A 15,306-nucleotide genomic window follows, 5' to 3' on the forward strand; every position below is an offset into this window, starting at 1 on the left:
CCGGTTCCCGCTCCTACTCCGCCGCTCGCAGGTCCAGGCCGATGTCGAGGATCGGCGAGGAGTGGGTCAGGGCGCCCACGGCCAGGAAGTCCACGCCGGTGTCGGCGTACGCCTTGGCGTTGTCCAGGGTCAGCCGGCCGGACGCCTCGAGCAGCGCGCGGCCGCCGACGATGCCGACGGCCTCCGCGCACTCCCCGGGCGTGAAGTTGTCCAGCAGGATCAGGTCGGCGCCCGCGTCCACGACCTCGCGCAGCTGGTGCAGGGTGTCGACCTCCACCTCGATCGGCACGTCCGGAAAGGCCTCCCGCACGGCCTGGAAGGCCTGGGTGACACCGCCGGCGGCGACCACGTGGTTGTCCTTGACCAGGGCCGCGTCCGAGAGGGACATGCGGTGGTTGACGCCGCCGCCGCAGCGCACGGCGAACTTCTCCAGGGCTCGCAGGCCCGGGGTGGTCTTGCGGGTGTCCCGCACGCGTGCCTTCGTGCCGTCCAGGACGTCCGCCCACGCGCGCGTGGCGGTGGCGATGCCCGACAGGCGGCACATCAGGTTCAGGGCGCTGCGTTCGGCGGTGAGCAGGTCACGCGTGCGCGTGGTGACCGACAGCAACTTCTGCCCGGCCTCCACCCGGTCGCCGTCCTCCACGTGCCGCTCGACCTCGAACTCGTCCGAGCAGACGACCGAGACGACCGCCTCGGCGACCCTGAGGCCCGCGACGACGCCCGCCTCACGGGCGGTGAAGTCGGCGGTGGCCACCGCGTCCTCGGGGATGGTCGCGACCGTCGTCACGTCCACGCCGTGGTCCAGGTCCTCCTGGATGGCGATGTTGGCGATGTCCTCGACCTCCAGCGGGTCGAGCCCCGCTTCGGCCAGGAGCTCGGCGAGCGCGGGATCCAACCCGCACTCCAGGTACTCCTCGTCGCCGTCGAGGCCGGCGTCGGCGCCACAGGCACAGCCGTCGCCGCAGCCGCCGTTCCGGACGAGGGGAAGGTCCTCGGGGGTGCTCACTTCTGTCACTGCTCCTGCTGGTGCTGCCGGGTCGGGGGGAAGTCTGCGGTATCGGTGGTGTGTACGGCGAGCGTCCGGTCCGGATTCAGCCGTACGACGATGTGGCGGCGCCAGGCGCGGTCGTCGCGATCGGCGTGGTCCTCGCGCCAGTGGCAGCCGCGGGTCTCCTCGCGCTGCCGGGCGGCGGCCACCAGGACGCGGGCCACGCACAGGAGGTTGGTGGCCTCCCAGGTGTCGACGCCGGGCGCGGCGGTCTTGCCGTTCTCGGCGAGGGCGTCGCGGGCCTCGTCGTGCAGCCGGTGGAGCTGGTCGGCGGCCTTCTCCAGGGATGAGGCGGAGCGCAGGACGCCCGCGCCCTCGGTCATGACGCGCTGGATCGCGAAGCGGGCCTCGGGGGCCAGCAGCGGGTGGGCGGGCGTCTCGGGGTGCTCCACCGGTGCGGGCACGCGCACGTGGAGGCCCTCGTCCGCGCCGCTCGCCGCGATGTCGGCGGCGATGCGCTCGGCGTAGACCAGGCCTTCGAGGAGGGAGTTGGAGGCGAGCCGGTTCGCGCCGTGCACGCCGGTGCAGGCGACCTCGCCGCACGCGTACAGACCGAGGACGGTGGTCCGGCCGTGGGAGTCGGTGCGCACGCCCCCGGAGGCGTAGTGGGCGGCCGGCGCGACCGGGACGGGCTCGGTGACCGGGTCGATGCCGTGGGCCCGGCAGGCGGCGAGGATCGTCGGGAAGCGGTGCTCCCACATCTCGGCGCCGAAGTGGCGGGCGTCGAGGAACATGTGCTCGACGTCCTGTTCCTGCATGCGGCGCATGATGCCCTTGGCGACGATGTCGCGCGGGGCGAGTTCGGCGAGCTCGTGCTGTCCGACCATGAAGCGCACGCCGTCGGCGTCGACCAGGTGGGCGCCCTCGCCGCGCACGGCCTCGGAGACCAGGGGCTGCTGGCCCTCGGCGTCGGGGCCGAGGAAGAGCACGGTCGGGTGGAACTGGACGAACTCCAGGTCGGAGACCTCCGCACCGGCGCGCAGCGCGAGCGCCACGCCGTCGCCGGTGGACACCGACGGGTTGGTGGTGGCGGAGAAGACCTGGCCCATGCCACCGGTGGCCAGGACGACCGCCGGGGCGTGCACGGCGCCCACGCCGTCGTGCTGGCCCTCGCCCATGACGTGCAGGGTGACACCCGCGGCCCGGCCGTCGGCGTCCGTGAGCAGGTCCAGGACGAGCGCGTTCTCGATCGTGCGCAGGCCGCGCGCGCGTACCGCCTCCACGAGCGCGCGGGAGATCTCCGCGCCGGTCGCGTCGCCGCCCGCGTGCGCGATACGGCGTCGGTGGTGGCCGCCCTCGCGGGTGAGCTGGATGCCGCCCTCGTCGTCGGTGTCGAAGTGCGCGCCGGTGGACATCAGCCGCCGTACGGCGTCGGGGCCCTCGGTGACCAGGATCCGCACCGCGTCCTCGTCGCACAGGCCCGCGCCCGCCACCAGCGTGTCGTCCAGGTGCTGTTCGGGCGTGTCGCCCTCGCCGAGGGCCGCGGCGATGCCGCCCTGCGCCCAGCGGGTGGAGCCGTCGTCCAGGCGGGCCTTGGTGACCACGACCGTCGTCAGGCCGGCTGCCTCACAGCGCAGGGCGGCGGTCAGTCCGGCGACCCCGGAGCCGACGACCACGACGTCCGCGGAGATGGACCACCCGGGCGCGGGCGCGTGCAGTCGTATGCCTGTGCTGGTCACGAGGCGGCTCCGAACGTGAGGGGAAGGTTGTCGATCAGCCGGGTCGTCCCGACCCGGGCGGCGACGGCGAGGACGGCCTCGCCGGTGAAGTCGTCCCCGATCTCGGTGAAGTCGGACGGGTCGACGAGCGCGAGGTAGTCCAGCTCGAGTGGCGGGTTCAGCCGGGCGGCCTCGTCGAGGACGAGCCGTGCGGCCGCGCGGACGGCCGCCGCGGATCCGGGGGCGGCCTTGGCGACGGCGTGCGCGTCGGCCGCCGCCCGGGACTCCCCTATGGCGCTGAGCGCCTCCGCACGCGCGTGCGTGGCGGGCACCTCCCGCGCACGGGCCCGCAGCGCCTCCTGCGCGGCGTGCCGGTCACGGCCCGCGAACAGCGCCTGGGAGAGGGCGAGCGCGGTGCGCCGCTCGGCCGGGGAGAGGTAGCGGTTGCGGCTGGACAGGGCCAGTCCGTCGTCCTCGCGCACGGTCGGTACGGCGACGATCTCGACGCCGAAGTTCAGGTCGCGCACCATGCGCCGGATCAGGGCGAGCTGCTGGGCGTCCTTCTGCCCGTACAGCGCCACGTCGGGCCGGGTGAGGTGCAGCAGTTTGGCGACGACGGTGAGCATGCCGTCGAAGTGGCCGGGCCGGGAGGAGCCCTCCAGGCGCTCCCCCATGGGGCCCGCGCCGACGCGGACCTGGGGCGCGCCGCCCGGGTAGACCTCGTCCACGGAGGGGGCGAACACGACGTCCGCGCCCGCCTCCTCGGCGATCTTCAGGTCCGCGTCCAGGGTGCGCGGATAGCGGTCGAGGTCCTCTCCCGCGCCGAACTGCAGGGGGTTGACGAAGACCGTGACGACGACCTCCCCCTCGGGTCCGGCGATCTCGCGGGCGGTGCGCACGAGGGTGGCGTGGCCCTCGTGCAGGGCGCCCATCGTCATCACGACGGCGCGACGGCCCGCACGCGTGCGTGCGTGCAGTTCGGCGGCGGTGCGCAGCAGGGTCGTGGTCATCCGGCATCTCCCTCGGCGCCGTCGGTCCCGTTGGCGAGTACCCCGAGGAGGTCCTCGGCCAGTTCCGGTTTCAGCAGCCCGTGGGCGAGCGCGCGGTCGGCGGTCGCCCGGGCCATCGCCAGATAGCCGCTCACGGTCTGCGGGGCGTGCTTGCGCAGCTCCAGGACGTGGGCGGCGACCGTGCCCGCGTCCCCGCGCGCGACGGGGCCGGTGAGCGCCGCGTCACCGGAGCGCAGCGCGTTGTCCAGGGCGGCGCCGAGCAGCGGGCCGAGCATCCGGTCAGGGGCCGTGACACCGGCCGTGCGCAGCAGCTCCATGGACTGCGCGACCAGGGTGACCAGGTGGTTGGCGCCGAGGGCGAGCGCCGCGTGGTAGAGCGGGCGGTTCTCCTCGGCGATCCACTCCGGTTCGCCACCCATCTCGATGACGAGGGCCTCGGCTGCCAGCCGCAGCTCCTCGGGCGCGGTCACGCCGAAGGAGCAGCCGGCCAGCCGCTGCACGTCCACGGGCGTGCCGGTGAAGGTCATCGCCGGGTGCAGGGCCAGCGGCAGCGCGCCCGCGCGCAGGGCGGGGTCGAGGACCTTCGCGCCGTACCGCCCGGAGGTGTGCACCAGGAGCTGCCCGGGCCGTACGGCGCCGGTGTCGGCGAGGCCCTGGACGAGCTCGGGCAGAGCGTCGTCGGGGACGGTCAGCAGCACCAGCTCGGCGCGGCCGAGGACCTCGGCGGGCGGGACGAGGGGCACGTCGGGCAACATCTGCGCGGCCCGCCGCCGGGAGGTGTCGGAGACACCGGAGACGGCGACCGGCCGGTGTCCGGCGAGTTGGAGGGACGCGGCGAGCGCCGGGCCCACGCGCCCGGCGCCGACGACGCCGACGGTGAGCCGCGCGGGGCGGTCCCTGGGGTCTGGCTGGTGGACTGTACTCACGCGACGGCGGCCTTCCCGTTCCAGTCCGCTCTGGGTACCGGACGATTTCTCGTCATGTTAACGCGATCCGTCCCCCAGGCCCCCGGTCATCCACAGGCTGTGGGTTTTCCGACAGCAGCGAGGCACGCGGAAAAGCGACGGGCACGCCGCCGCGCGGACGCGGGTGGGACGCCGAGAGGCGGCGGGCGCGCCCCTGCGGGGAGCGGCCGGGGGCGCCGGGAGCGGCGGGGCCGCACCGGGACACACGCCCCTGCGGGAAGCGGCCAGGGGGCACCGAGAAGCGGCGGGGACGTACCCGGGGTGCCCGCGCGGCGCGCCGCGCGGCATGATCCGTTCCATGACGGACACGGGCGGGCAGGGCGGGGACACGTCGGCGGGGCGCCTGCTGCGGGAGCGGCGGGCGGCGGCCTTCCGGGCGGCGGAGCGCGTCCTGTCACGCCCCGGCTTCCTGGGCACACTGCGCGAACGGCTCGCGCTGCTGGAGGAGACGGCACCGGAGGTGTACGACCTGGACGAGCGGGCGGACATCTACGGGAACGGCGTCGTGGAGGCCCTGGAGAAGCGCGTCGCCGCCCTGCTGGGCACGGAGGCCGCCGCGTTCTTCCCGACCGGCACGATGGCCCAGCAGGTCGCCCTGCGCTGCTGGGCGGGCCGTACCGGCAACCCGACGGTCGCCCTGCACGCACTGGCCCACCCGGAGGTGCACGAGCGCGGCGCGTTCACCGCCGTCAGCGGGCTGCGCCCGGTCCGCGTCACGAGCGAGCCCCGGCTGCCGACGGCGGACGAGGTCCGCGCCCTGGAGGAACCCTTCGGCACGCTGATGCTGGAGCTGCCCCTGAGGGACGCCGGTTTCGTGCTGCCCTCCTGGGAGGAGCTCACCGCGGTCGTGGAGGCGGCACGCGAGCGTGACGCGGTGGTGCACTTCGACGGCGCGCGCCTGTGGGAGTCCACCGTCCACCTCGGCCGCCCCCTCGACGAGATCGCGGGGCTCGCTGACAGCGTCTACGTGTCGTTCTACAAGTCCCTCGACGGCTTCGGAGGCGCCGCGCTGGCGGGCCCGCGGACTCTCGTGGAGGAGACGCGGGTCTGGCGGCACCGGTACGGCGGCATGGTCTTCCAGCAGTTCCCGACGGCGCTGTCGGCGCTCGCCGGGCTGGAGCGGGAGCTGCCCCGGCTGCCGCGGTACGTCGCCCACGCGCGCGTGGTGGCCGCCGCGCTGCGCGAGGCGTTCGCCGGGGCGGGCGTGCCGTGGTCGCGCGTCCACCCCGGGGTGCCGCACACCCACGAGTTCCAGGTGTGGCTGCCGTACGAGCCGGAGGTCCTCGCGGAGGCGGCCGCGCTCCAGGCCGAGGAGACCGGGACGATGCTCTTCGCCGCCGCCTGGGACCGGGGCGGGCCCGGTGTGTCCTTCACCGAGGTCACCGTCCGCTCCGCCGGCCTGGAGTGGACGGCGGCCGACGTACGGGCCGCGGCGGCGGACTTCGTGGCGCGGGTGGCGGCCCTCACCGCGTAGGACCCGGGACGGCGGGGCGAGGGCCCCCCTCCCGGGACGGCGGCGGACGAGGAACCGGCGTGGGACGGCGGCGGGCGTCACGCAGGGCGCGGGACGACGGCGGGCGTCACGCCGGCCGCGGGACGACGGCGGGCGTCACGCCGGCCGCGGGACGACGGCTCCGGCGCCCGGGTCTGCCGCTGCGCGCCTGCCGCCTGCCCGCCTGCCGCCTGCCCGTCTGCCGCCTGCCTGCCGCCTGCCGCCTGCCCGCCGAACGGGCGGCACATCGAACGGACGGCACACCGCCGACGTCCCGGGGCTCCGGGGCCGGCAGAGGACGACGGGCCGGTCGCGGGTCGTCAGCGGCCGGCTGCCGCCGTGTCGCGCTGCTGCCGGTGCCGCAGGCGGCTCAGGGCACGGCGGATTCGGCCCCGGGCCGGGCGGCCCGCCAGGACGGCGCGGAACTGCCGGTGGTCGTGGAACTCGCGGACCAGCTGCCAGTCGTGGGCGCCGGGTGCGGGCGGCACGGGTTCGCCGTGGCGCAGGGCGCGGTGGACGTCGAGGGCGTACTGCTGGGTGATGCTCATGGCCGGTGCCTCTTCAGAACGGGGGGACGGGGGATCCGGAAGGCTCCGCGGTGGCCGCGGTGTCCCAGGTTGCTCCGGGCCGGCGCGCGGCGTCGCGTCGATTGACGGCGGACGTCAAACGAGGGCGGCGTTGTCAGAGGCGGGGTGCACCATGAGTGCATGAGCGTGAGCATCGACATCACGGGACTGCGGCCGGAGAGGATCGCCGTCGTGCCCTCCCCCCTGGCCGAGCTCGGCATGGCGCTGCACGCGCTGTCCGAGCCGGGGCACCACCCCGGTCTCCAGGGCTGGGTCACCGGCGTCACCGCCCGCCTGGACTCGCACCTGGCGGACCGGATGTGCGAGGCCGACTTCCTGTGGCGGACGACCTTCTCCGACATCTTCCTGCCCTACGCGGGCATCCCGGGCCGCACCACCCTGCCCGGCGCCACCCTGGGCGAGGAACTGGACCTGCTGGACAAGCTCACCGACGAGCAGTTCGTGGACGCCGCTCTGGAGTTCACCTGTGTGCTCACCCAGGACACGCCGGCTCCGGTCGACCTGTCGGACCCCGGTCTGCGCCGCCGAGCCCTGGAGGTGGCCGCCTCGCGCGGTCCCCGGCAGGTGCGGTTCACGCAGCGGCTGCTCGACGACCCGCCCAGCGTCCGCGCGTGGATGCGGCGCTTCCTGGAGGACTGCGACGAGGCCTTCTTCGCGGAGGCCTGGTCCCGGCTCGGGCACCAGCTGGCGGCGGACGCCCGGCACAAGACGGAGCTGTTGCGCCACCGTGGTCTGGCGGAGGCGCTGGCGGCGGTCTCCCCGGTGGTGACGCTGGACGAGGCGGGCGGGCGGATCGTCGTGGACAAGCTGGTGGAGGGCCGCACCTCGACCGTCGGCGGCGGTCTGCTCCTGGTCCCGACCAGCTTTGGCTGGCCGCATCTGACCGTGCTGCACCGCCAGGGCTGGCAGCCCCTGCTGCACTACCCCGTCGGATCGCCCGAGCCGGCCTCGCCGCCGTCGGTCGAGCAGCTCACCCTGCGGATGACCGCCCTGTCGCACCCGGTGCGGATGCGGATCTGCCGGCATCTGGCCCGCAGCGCGTACACGACCACCGAGCTGGCCCAGGTGCACGGCATGACGGCCCCCGAAATATCCCGGCACCTCGGCGTCCTGAAGAAGGCGGGGCTGGTCACCACTCGCCGGCGCGGCCGGTACGTGCTGCACCAGCTCGACGTCACGCGCGTGGCCCGGCTGGGCAGCGACTACCTGGAGGGCGTCCTGCGCTAGTAGGGGTGTTTCGAAGGTCGTGTGCGGTGCCCGCGGTGTCCGGTGCGGGCTCTCGGCGTGCCGGACGAAGGCGCTCGTACCCATGTACTCGGGCTTTCCGCCGGTGCGGCGAGAGGGCGTGCCGGGCGCCGTGGGTGCTGCGCGGGACTTTCGGTAAACCCCCTGGGTGTCCTGCCAGGCCGGCTCCGCAGTGCCGGCGCAGCCACGTGCCGGACCCGGCCCCGGCACGGGAGGCGCCCCGGCACGGGAGGCGGGTCGGGCCGGACCCTGCCCGAGCCCGCGAGGCGGGGCCGTCAGTCGAAGCGGATGTGCCGCAGGCCGACCCGGGCCTGGCGCAGGCGCGTCCTCAGCCGGCCCTCGGTGTTCGGGCTCAGCGTCAGCCCGGCCAGGACGGCGATGCGGTCCGCCGTCTTCGGCACGGTCGAGTGGTCCGTCCACAGGTGCTCGGCGAACTCCTCGCCGGACAGGCGTTCCAGGCAGTGGTCGAGCTGCCGGACAGCCCAGGTCTCCCTGCGCAGACCGGCCGTGCTCCCCGCCCGCCGCCCGCGGGCGTACGGGAGGAGGTGCCCGAAGCCGCGCTCGCGCAGCCGTCGCAGAACGGTCTCGCGTTCGGCGAGGAGCGCGAAGTGGCGTACGTCGTGGCCGAGTTCCCGCAGCCTGCCGACGGTCTCCGCGAAGTAGCGCGGGTCCGTGACCGTCATGGGCACGATCACCACGCCCTCGTGCCGGGTGAGCACCAGGTCGAGCACCTCGACGACGCCGCGCCGCCAGGACACCAGGTCCTGGAAGTCGTCCAGCAGCGGCTTTCCGCCGTCGGCCCCGAGCAGGTCCGGCGGCAGCATGCGGCGCAGGCCGAACCCGGCGTGCTCGGGATCGCAGACGACACCGGCGGGCAGGCGGCGCTGGAGCTCGTACGCGGTCTGCGTCTTGCCGCCCCCGAAGGGCCCGTTGATCCACAGGAGCATGCGCGCACCCTAGTGGCCGCACGTCACGCGCGGGTGGCGTATCGCCCCAGAGCGCCGGCGGGGGCGGGGCGGCGGCCTGTGCCGTGCGGGCCACGCGGACGAGACCGGGTCCGCTCAGCGGCCGCCGGCCCGCACCAGCCCCGTCTCGTACGCCAGGACCACCACCTGCACCCGGTCGCGCAGCCCCAGCTTGGTCAGGATGCGGCCCACGTGCGTCTTGACGGTCGCCTCGGACAGCACCAGCCGAGCCGCGATCTCGCCGTTGGACAGGCCATGGGCGACGAGGATCATGACCTCGCGCTCCCGCTCGGTCAGCCGCTCCAGCTCCTTGTGCCGGGGCTCCTTGGCGGTGCTGGGGAGCATGGGCGCGAACCGGTCGAGGAGACGGCGGGTGGTGGAGGGGGCGACCACGGCGTCGCCGCTGTGCACGGAACGGATGGCGGCGAGCAGCTCGCCGGGCGGAACGTCCTTGAGCATGAAGCCGGAGGCGCCCGCCTTCAGTCCGGAGAAGGCGTACTCGTCGAGGTCGAAGGTGGTCAGGATCAACACCTTCGGCGGGTTCGGCTCCTGGCAGATGCGTCGGGTGGCCTCCACACCGTCCAGCTTCGGCATGCGCACGTCCATCAGCACGACGTCGACCTGTGTGGAGCGCACCACCTGGAGGGCCTCGACGCCGTCGCCCGCCTCCGCCACGACCTCCATGTCCGGCTGGGCGGCGAGCACCATCCGGAACCCGGTGCGCAGCAGCACCTGGTCGTCGACGAGCATCACGCGGATCGTCATCGGGTCCTCTTCCATGGGGTCTCTCGTCAAGGGTCAGGGGCGTGACAGGTGTCAACCGGGGGCGCGCGTCGGCGTCAGTGCGCGGGTTTGAGGGGCAGCAGGGCACTGATGCGGAATCCTCCGCCGGGGCGCGGGCCCGCGTCCAGGGTGCCGCCGACCATGCCGACGCGCTCGCGCATGCCGATCAGGCCGTGGCCCCGGCCGTCGGCGCCGCCCTCCTCGTAAAGCTCGTGCGGGGCGCCCTTGCCGTCGTCCTCGACGAGCAGGCCGAGACCGTCGTCGAAGTAGACCAGGCGTACGCTCGCGCCCGCGTTGGGCCCGCCGTGCTTACGGGTGTTGGTCAGCGCCTCCTGCACGATGCGGTACGCGGTCAGCTCGACGCCGCTGGGCAGCGGGCGCGGGGTGCCCTCGACCCTGAAGTCGACGGGCAGGCCCGCACCGCGGCACTGCTCGACCAGATCCTCGATCTGCTCGACGTCGGGCTGGGGGACGTACTCCCCGCTCTCCTCGTGCTCGCCGGTGCGCAGCACGCCCAGCAGGCGGCGCATCTCGGCGAGGGCCTGACGGCCGGTGGAGGAGATCGTCTCCAGGGCCTTCTTCGCCTGGTCGGGGGCGGCGTCGAGGACGTAGGCGGCGCCGTCGGCCTGCACCACCATCACGGAGACGTTGTGCGCGACGACGTCGTGCAGCTCGCGCGCGATGCGGGCGCGCTCGGCGGCGACGGCGACCTTCGCCTGCGCCTCGCGCTCCTTCTCCAGGCGGGCGGCACGCTCCTCCAGTTGCGCGAAGTAGGCGCGACGGGTGCGCATCGAGTCGCCGAGCACCCAGGCGAGGGCGAACGGCACGGTCAGCAGGACGACGACCGCGATGCTCCCGGCGACGCTCGCGTCCTCCTCCGGCCAGCGCACCTGCGCCACCGTCGCCGCGCACAGGCCCAGGGCCAGGGCGAGGCGGGAGGCCCAGCGGGCGCCGTTCGCGGCGACCGTGTACACGATCACCAGCAGCGCGAAGTCGGCGGGCGCCGTCGGAACGTCGAGGATCAGTTGCGCGAGGCCCGTCGCACAGGCCAGCAGCAGCATCTTCTCGGGCAGACGGCGACGCAGCGCGATCACCAGGCACAGCAGGAGCGTGATCGGAACGACCAGTGCCGGGGCGTCGTTACCCCCGGCCTCCTGGACGGTCGGCTCCGACACGAGCGAGATCCCGAACAGGACGACGGCCCAGAAGCCGTCGACCCCGGTCGGGTGCCTGCGGAGGAAGTCATAGAGGCGCTGCACGTAACCCAGCGTAGGGAAGCCCGATGAGTGCAGGGGTCAACCGGAGGGTCGATCCGGTGCCGACGCGCATACTCCGCAAGGTGGAGGCCGTGATCACTTGTTCGCACAGTCGTGATCACCTGGACGCATAGTCTGGCCGGGTGAGGGAAGCGACGACGGACTCCGGCGGGTGGCGCGGCTGGCGGGCGGCGACCGAGGCCGCCCTGTACGGACCGGACGGTTTCTACCGGCGCCCCGAGGGTCCCGCCGGCCACTTCCGTACGTCCGTCCACGCGTCGCCCCTCTTCGCGGGGGCCGTGGCGCGGCTGCTGTGCCGGGTCGACGAGGCGCTCGGCCGGCCCGCGTCGCTCGACTTCGTCGACCTCGCCGCCGGGCGCGGCGAACTCGTCACCGGCGTGCTCGCCGCGCTCCCCGCCGACGTCGCGGCCCGCACGCGCGCGTACGCCGTCGAGGTCGCCGACCGCCCCGCGGGCCTCGCTCACCGGATCGAGTGGCTCACCGAGCCGCCGCAGCAGCTCACCGGGCTGCTCTTCGCCAACGAGTGGCTGGACAACGTGCCGGTCGACGTCGTGGAGGTGGACGCCGCGGGCGTGCCCCGCCTGGTCCTCGTCCGCGACGACGGCACCGAGCGGCTCGGAGAGCCGGTGTCCGGCGCGGCGGCGCGGTGGCTCGCTCGGTGGTGGCCGCTGCCCGCGCAGGAGGGGTTGCGGGCGGAGATCGGCCTCCCCCGGGACACCGCGTGGGCCGCGGCCGTCTCGCGCGTGGCGCGGGGCCTCGCGGTGGCGGTCGACTACGCGCACACGGCGTCCGCCCGTCCCCCGTTCGGCACCCTCACCGCCTTCCGCACCGGCCACGAGACGACGCCCGTCCCCGACGGCTCCTGCGACCTCACCACCCACGTGGCCCTGGACGCCTGCGCGACTGCGGGGGCGGAGGCCGGCGCACGCCTGGTCCCCCAGCGCGCCGCCCTGCGCGCCCTCGGGCTCACGGGCGCGCGCCCCCCGCTCGCGCTCGCGTCCACGGACCCCGCCGCGTACGTGCGCGCTCTCGCGGGCGCCGGAGAGGCCGCCGAGCTCACCGCACCGGGCGGACTGGGTGACTTCGGCTGGCTGCTCCAGCCCGTCGGCATCCCCGATCCGCTCGTGCCGGACGGCTGAGCGCTCCGGCAGGCCGCGCACGCGCCGGGCCCCACCCCTCCGGGGCGGTCACTTGTCGATGTCGCCCACCACGAAGAACATCGACCCCAGGATCGCCACCATGTCCGCGACCAGCGTCCCCGGCAGCAGCTCGGTGAGCGCCTGGATGTTGTTGTACGAGGCGGACCGCAGCTTCAGCCGGTACGGGGTCTTCTCGCCCTTGCTGACGAGGTAGTAGCCGTTGATGCCGAGGGGGTTCTCCGTCCACGCGTACGTGTGCCCCTCGGGAGCCTTGAGGACCTTGGGGAGCCGCTGGTTGACCGGGCCGGGCGGCAGCTCGGCGAGGCGGTCCAGGCAGGCGTCCGCGAGGTCCAGCGCGTTGTGGGTCTGCGCCAGCAGCACCTCGAAGCGGGCCAGGCAGTCGCCCTCGGCGAGCGTCACCACCTTCAGGGTGTCCTGGAGCTCGCCGTACGCCAGATACGGCTCGTCGCGGCGCAGGTCGAAGTCGACGCCCGAGGCGCGCGCGATCGGCCCGCTCACGCCGTACGCGTGCACGGCGGCCGCGGACAGCTCGCCCACCCCGCGCGTGCGGCCGCGGAAGATCTCGTTGCCGAGGACGAGGTCGTCGAAGACGTCCATCCGCGAGCGCACCGCGGCGACGGCGCCACGCGCGCGTGAGGCCCACCCCGCCGGCAGGTCCTCCTTGAGACCGCCGACGCGGTTGAACATGTAGTGCATGCGCCCGCCGGAGACCTCCTCCATGACGTTCTGGAGGACCTCGCGCTCACGGAACGCGTAGAACACCGGCGTGATCCCGCCGAGCTCCAGCGGATACGACCCCAGGAACATCAGGTGGTTGAGCACCCGGTTCAGCTCCGCGAGCAGCGTGCGCGTCCACACCGCGCGCGGGGGCACCTCCATGCCCAGCATCCGCTCCACGGCGAGGACCACGCCCAGCTCGTTCGAGAAGGCCGAAAGCCAGTCGTGGCGGTTGGCCAGCATGACGATCTGGCGGTAGTCGCGCGCCTCGAACAGCTTCTCCGCGCCCCGGTGCATGTACCCGATCACCGGCTCCGCGTGCCGGATGCGCTCGCCGTCGAGCACGAGCCGCAGCCGCAGCACGCCGTGCGTGGAGGGGTGCTGGGGCCCGATGTTGAGCACCATGTCCGTGCTCTCCGCGGCGCCGCCGATCCCGACCGTGGTCTCCGTCGTAGGAGTCATGGCCCCAGTCTCCCCTACGTACGCTGACCGTATGGAGACGGGGAGCCCGCGGGGCGGGGAATCGGCGGCACAGGCGGGTACGGCGCAAGGACCGGCCGGTCCGGTGTGGACGGGGCTGCCCCCGGGGCTGCTGCGGATGCGCCGACTGATGCTGGTGGTGTGGCTGGGGCTGGCCGCCCTCGGCATCGGCCTGCCGGCGGGGCTGCTCGTCGGCCCGGCGTGGTCCGCGTTCGCCCTGGTGCCGCTGGCCGGCATCGGCTCGGGCTGGGTCCTGCTCGACCGCAACTGGCGCTCCTGGCGCTACGCCGAGCGCGTCGACGACCTGCTGATCAGCCGGGGCGTGCTGTGGCACGAGGAGACGGTCGTGCCGTACGGGCGCATGCAGCTCGTGGAGGTGACCTCCGGACCGGTGGAGCGGCACTTCGGGCTGGCCAGCGTGCAGTTGCACACCGCGGCGGCCGCGACCGACGCGACGATCCCGGGACTGGACCCGGCCGAGGCGGAACGGCTGCGCGACCGGCTCACCGAGCTCGGCGAGGCCCGATCGGCGGGGCTGTGACGGCGCCGGACGTCCAGGACGCCGTCCCCGGGGAGCGTCCGGAGCGGGTCGTCGGCGAGCGACGGCTGCATCCCGTCACCCCGTTCCGGCGGGCGTGGGCGCCCGTCGCGGTGGTCGCCGGATGGGCGGTGCACGACCCGAACCGGACACAGGAACAGCTGGCCCGGCTCACCACGACGGCGCTGCTGGCCGGGCTCGCCGTCGTCGTCCCGGCAGCGGCCCTCTACGGCTTCCTGTCCTGGTGGTTCACCCACTTCGCGGTGACCGACGCCGACCTGCGCATCCGGACGGGCCTGTTGTTCCGGCGCACCGCGCACATCCGGCTGGAGCGCATCCAGGCCATCGACGTGACCCAGCCGTTGCTCGCCCGGATCGCGGGCGTCGCCAAGCTCCGGCTGGACGTCGTCGGAGCGGACAAGAAGGACGAACTCGCCTTTCTGGGCGAGGGCGAGGCGCGGGCACTGCGGGCCGAGCTGCTCGCACGGGCTGCGGGCTTCGCGCCCGAGACGGCGCACGAGGTCGGCGAGGCGCCGGCGCGCGAGCTGTTGCGCGTGCCGCCGCGCGAGCTGGCGACCGCGCTGTTGCTGACCGGCGCGACCTGGGGCGCGCTGGCCGCCGCCCTCGTCGTCCCGCCCGTGCTGTGGCTGGCCACCCACAGCGTGTGGACGGTCCTGGCGACCGGTGTTCCGCTGCTCGGCGCCGCGGGCGCCAGCAGCGTGGGCCGGTTCGTCGGCGAGTACGACTGGACGGTCGGCGAGTCGCCGGACGGGCTGCGGATCGACCACGGCCTGCTGGACCGCGCGCACGAGACGGTACCGCCGGGGCGCGTGCAGACCGTGCGGATCGTCGAGCCGCTGCTGTGGCGGCGACGGGACTGGGTGCGCGTGGAACTGGACGTGGCCGGCTCGACGAACTCCGTGCTCGTGCCGGTCGCTCCCCGCGCGGTCGCCGAGGCCGTGATCGCGCGCGTGCTGCCCGGCGCGACCGTTCCGGCGACGGCCGCGCTGTCGCGCCCGCCGCGCCGGGCCGGGCGGTGCGTCCCGCTGTGGTGGCGCGGCTACGGCATCGCCGTCGGCGACACCGTGTTCGCCGCGCGCCACGGTCTGCTGCGCCGCCATCTGGCCCTCGTCCCGCACGCCAAGGTCCAGAGCGTGCGGCTGACGCAAGGGCCCTGGCAGCGACTGTGGCGCCTCGCCGACGTGCGGGTGGACACGGGAGCCGACAAGACGGTGACGGCGCGTCTGAGGGGCACCGAGGAGGCCGCGGAACTGCTGCGCGGCCAGGCGGAACGGTCACGGACCGGGCGCCGCGCCGCCCGGTCCGACCGGTGGATGGCTTAGGGGTCCTTGCAGATCCGAACAGAAGGGGACCCATCCGC

14 protein-coding genes are annotated in these 15,306 nt (G+C 74.5%); 5 read left to right on the plus strand and 9 right to left on the minus strand.

Features of this window, described 5'->3' with window-relative positions:
- Nucleotides 1-13 precede the first annotated feature (13 nt).
- Genes nadC through ACZ4YY_RS16120 form a run of 4 tightly spaced genes read right to left on the minus strand, consistent with a single transcriptional unit; the run spans nt 14 to nt 4,642 of the window.
- Nucleotides 14-1,006, minus strand: a complete 993-nt coding sequence (gene nadC / locus ACZ4YY_RS16105) for a carboxylating nicotinate-nucleotide diphosphorylase (protein WP_468289596.1) — start codon at nt 1,004-1,006, stop codon at nt 14-16.
- Nucleotides 1,007-1,011: 5 nt separating this feature from the next.
- Nucleotides 1,012-2,727 carry an L-aspartate oxidase gene (locus ACZ4YY_RS16110; protein WP_468289599.1) on the minus strand — a complete coding sequence of 572 codons (1,716 nt, stop codon included), beginning with the start codon at nt 2,725-2,727 and terminating at the stop codon, nt 1,012-1,014.
- Nucleotides 2,724-3,716: a pantoate--beta-alanine ligase gene (panC, locus tag ACZ4YY_RS16115; RefSeq protein ID WP_468289602.1), complete on the minus strand. Its 993-nt coding sequence runs from the start codon at nt 3,714-3,716 to the stop codon at nt 2,724-2,726. The genes ACZ4YY_RS16110 and panC overlap by 4 nt, the downstream gene beginning before the upstream one ends.
- The gene (locus ACZ4YY_RS16120) at nt 3,713-4,642 is read right to left on the minus strand and encodes a Rossmann-like and DUF2520 domain-containing protein (RefSeq protein ID WP_468289605.1); all 930 of its coding nucleotides are present in this window, start codon (nt 4,640-4,642) and stop codon (nt 3,713-3,715) included. The genes panC and ACZ4YY_RS16120 overlap by 4 nt, the downstream gene beginning before the upstream one ends.
- Before the next feature lie 337 nt (nt 4,643-4,979).
- On the opposite strand from ACZ4YY_RS16120, the gene ACZ4YY_RS16125 reads away from it, so the two are divergent.
- Nucleotides 4,980-6,155: a threonine aldolase family protein gene (locus ACZ4YY_RS16125; RefSeq protein ID WP_468289608.1), complete on the plus strand. Its 1,176-nt coding sequence runs from the start codon at nt 4,980-4,982 to the stop codon at nt 6,153-6,155.
- A gap of 338 nt (nt 6,156-6,493) precedes the next feature.
- On the opposite strand, the gene ACZ4YY_RS16130 is transcribed toward ACZ4YY_RS16125, so the two are convergent.
- A complete protein-coding gene (locus tag ACZ4YY_RS16130; protein ID WP_468289611.1) occupies nt 6,494-6,721 on the minus strand; it encodes a hypothetical protein in 228 nt (75 codons plus the stop codon).
- Between the two features lie 159 nt (nt 6,722-6,880).
- On the opposite strand from ACZ4YY_RS16130, the gene ACZ4YY_RS16135 reads away from it, so the two are divergent.
- Nucleotides 6,881-7,987, plus strand: a complete 1,107-nt coding sequence (locus tag ACZ4YY_RS16135; RefSeq protein ID WP_468289614.1) for a DUF5937 family protein — start codon at nt 6,881-6,883, stop codon at nt 7,985-7,987.
- A gap of 293 nt (nt 7,988-8,280) precedes the next feature.
- Here the strand turns inward: ACZ4YY_RS16135 and ACZ4YY_RS16140 are convergent, their stop codons facing one another.
- The 3 genes from ACZ4YY_RS16140 to ACZ4YY_RS16150 form a co-directional block, all read right to left on the minus strand.
- Nucleotides 8,281-8,952: an AAA family ATPase gene (locus ACZ4YY_RS16140; RefSeq protein WP_468289616.1), complete on the minus strand. Its 672-nt coding sequence runs from the start codon at nt 8,950-8,952 to the stop codon at nt 8,281-8,283.
- Between the two features lie 114 nt (nt 8,953-9,066).
- Nucleotides 9,067-9,735, minus strand: a complete 669-nt coding sequence (locus ACZ4YY_RS16145; RefSeq protein WP_468290180.1) for a response regulator transcription factor — start codon at nt 9,733-9,735, stop codon at nt 9,067-9,069.
- 74 nt (nt 9,736-9,809) lie between these two features.
- Entirely contained in the window at nt 9,810-11,012 is a 1,203-nt protein-coding gene (locus tag ACZ4YY_RS16150) for a sensor histidine kinase (protein ID WP_468289619.1), read from the minus strand.
- 140 nt (nt 11,013-11,152) lie between these two features.
- On the opposite strand from ACZ4YY_RS16150, the gene ACZ4YY_RS16155 reads away from it, so the two are divergent.
- A complete protein-coding gene (locus ACZ4YY_RS16155) occupies nt 11,153-12,169 on the plus strand; it encodes an SAM-dependent methyltransferase (RefSeq protein WP_468289621.1) in 1,017 nt (338 codons plus the stop codon).
- Nucleotides 12,170-12,217: 48 nt separating this feature from the next.
- Here the strand turns inward: ACZ4YY_RS16155 and ACZ4YY_RS16160 are convergent, their stop codons facing one another.
- Complete coding sequence (locus tag ACZ4YY_RS16160) at nt 12,218-13,369, minus strand: NADH-quinone oxidoreductase subunit D (protein WP_468289624.1); 1,152 nt, start codon at nt 13,367-13,369, stop codon at nt 12,218-12,220.
- 31 nt (nt 13,370-13,400) lie between these two features.
- Here ACZ4YY_RS16160 and ACZ4YY_RS16165 point away from each other — a divergent pair, with 31 nt between their 5' ends.
- Nucleotides 13,401-13,928, plus strand: a complete 528-nt coding sequence (locus ACZ4YY_RS16165) for a PH domain-containing protein (protein WP_468289626.1) — start codon at nt 13,401-13,403, stop codon at nt 13,926-13,928.
- Nucleotides 13,925-15,268, plus strand: coding sequence for a PH domain-containing protein (locus tag ACZ4YY_RS16170; RefSeq protein WP_468289628.1), 1,344 nt, complete (start codon nt 13,925-13,927; stop codon nt 15,266-15,268). The genes ACZ4YY_RS16165 and ACZ4YY_RS16170 overlap by 4 nt, the downstream gene beginning before the upstream one ends.
- Nucleotides 15,269-15,306 lie beyond the last annotated feature (38 nt).

It is taken from the genome of Streptomyces sp. NPDC030143 (assembly GCF_055573695.1).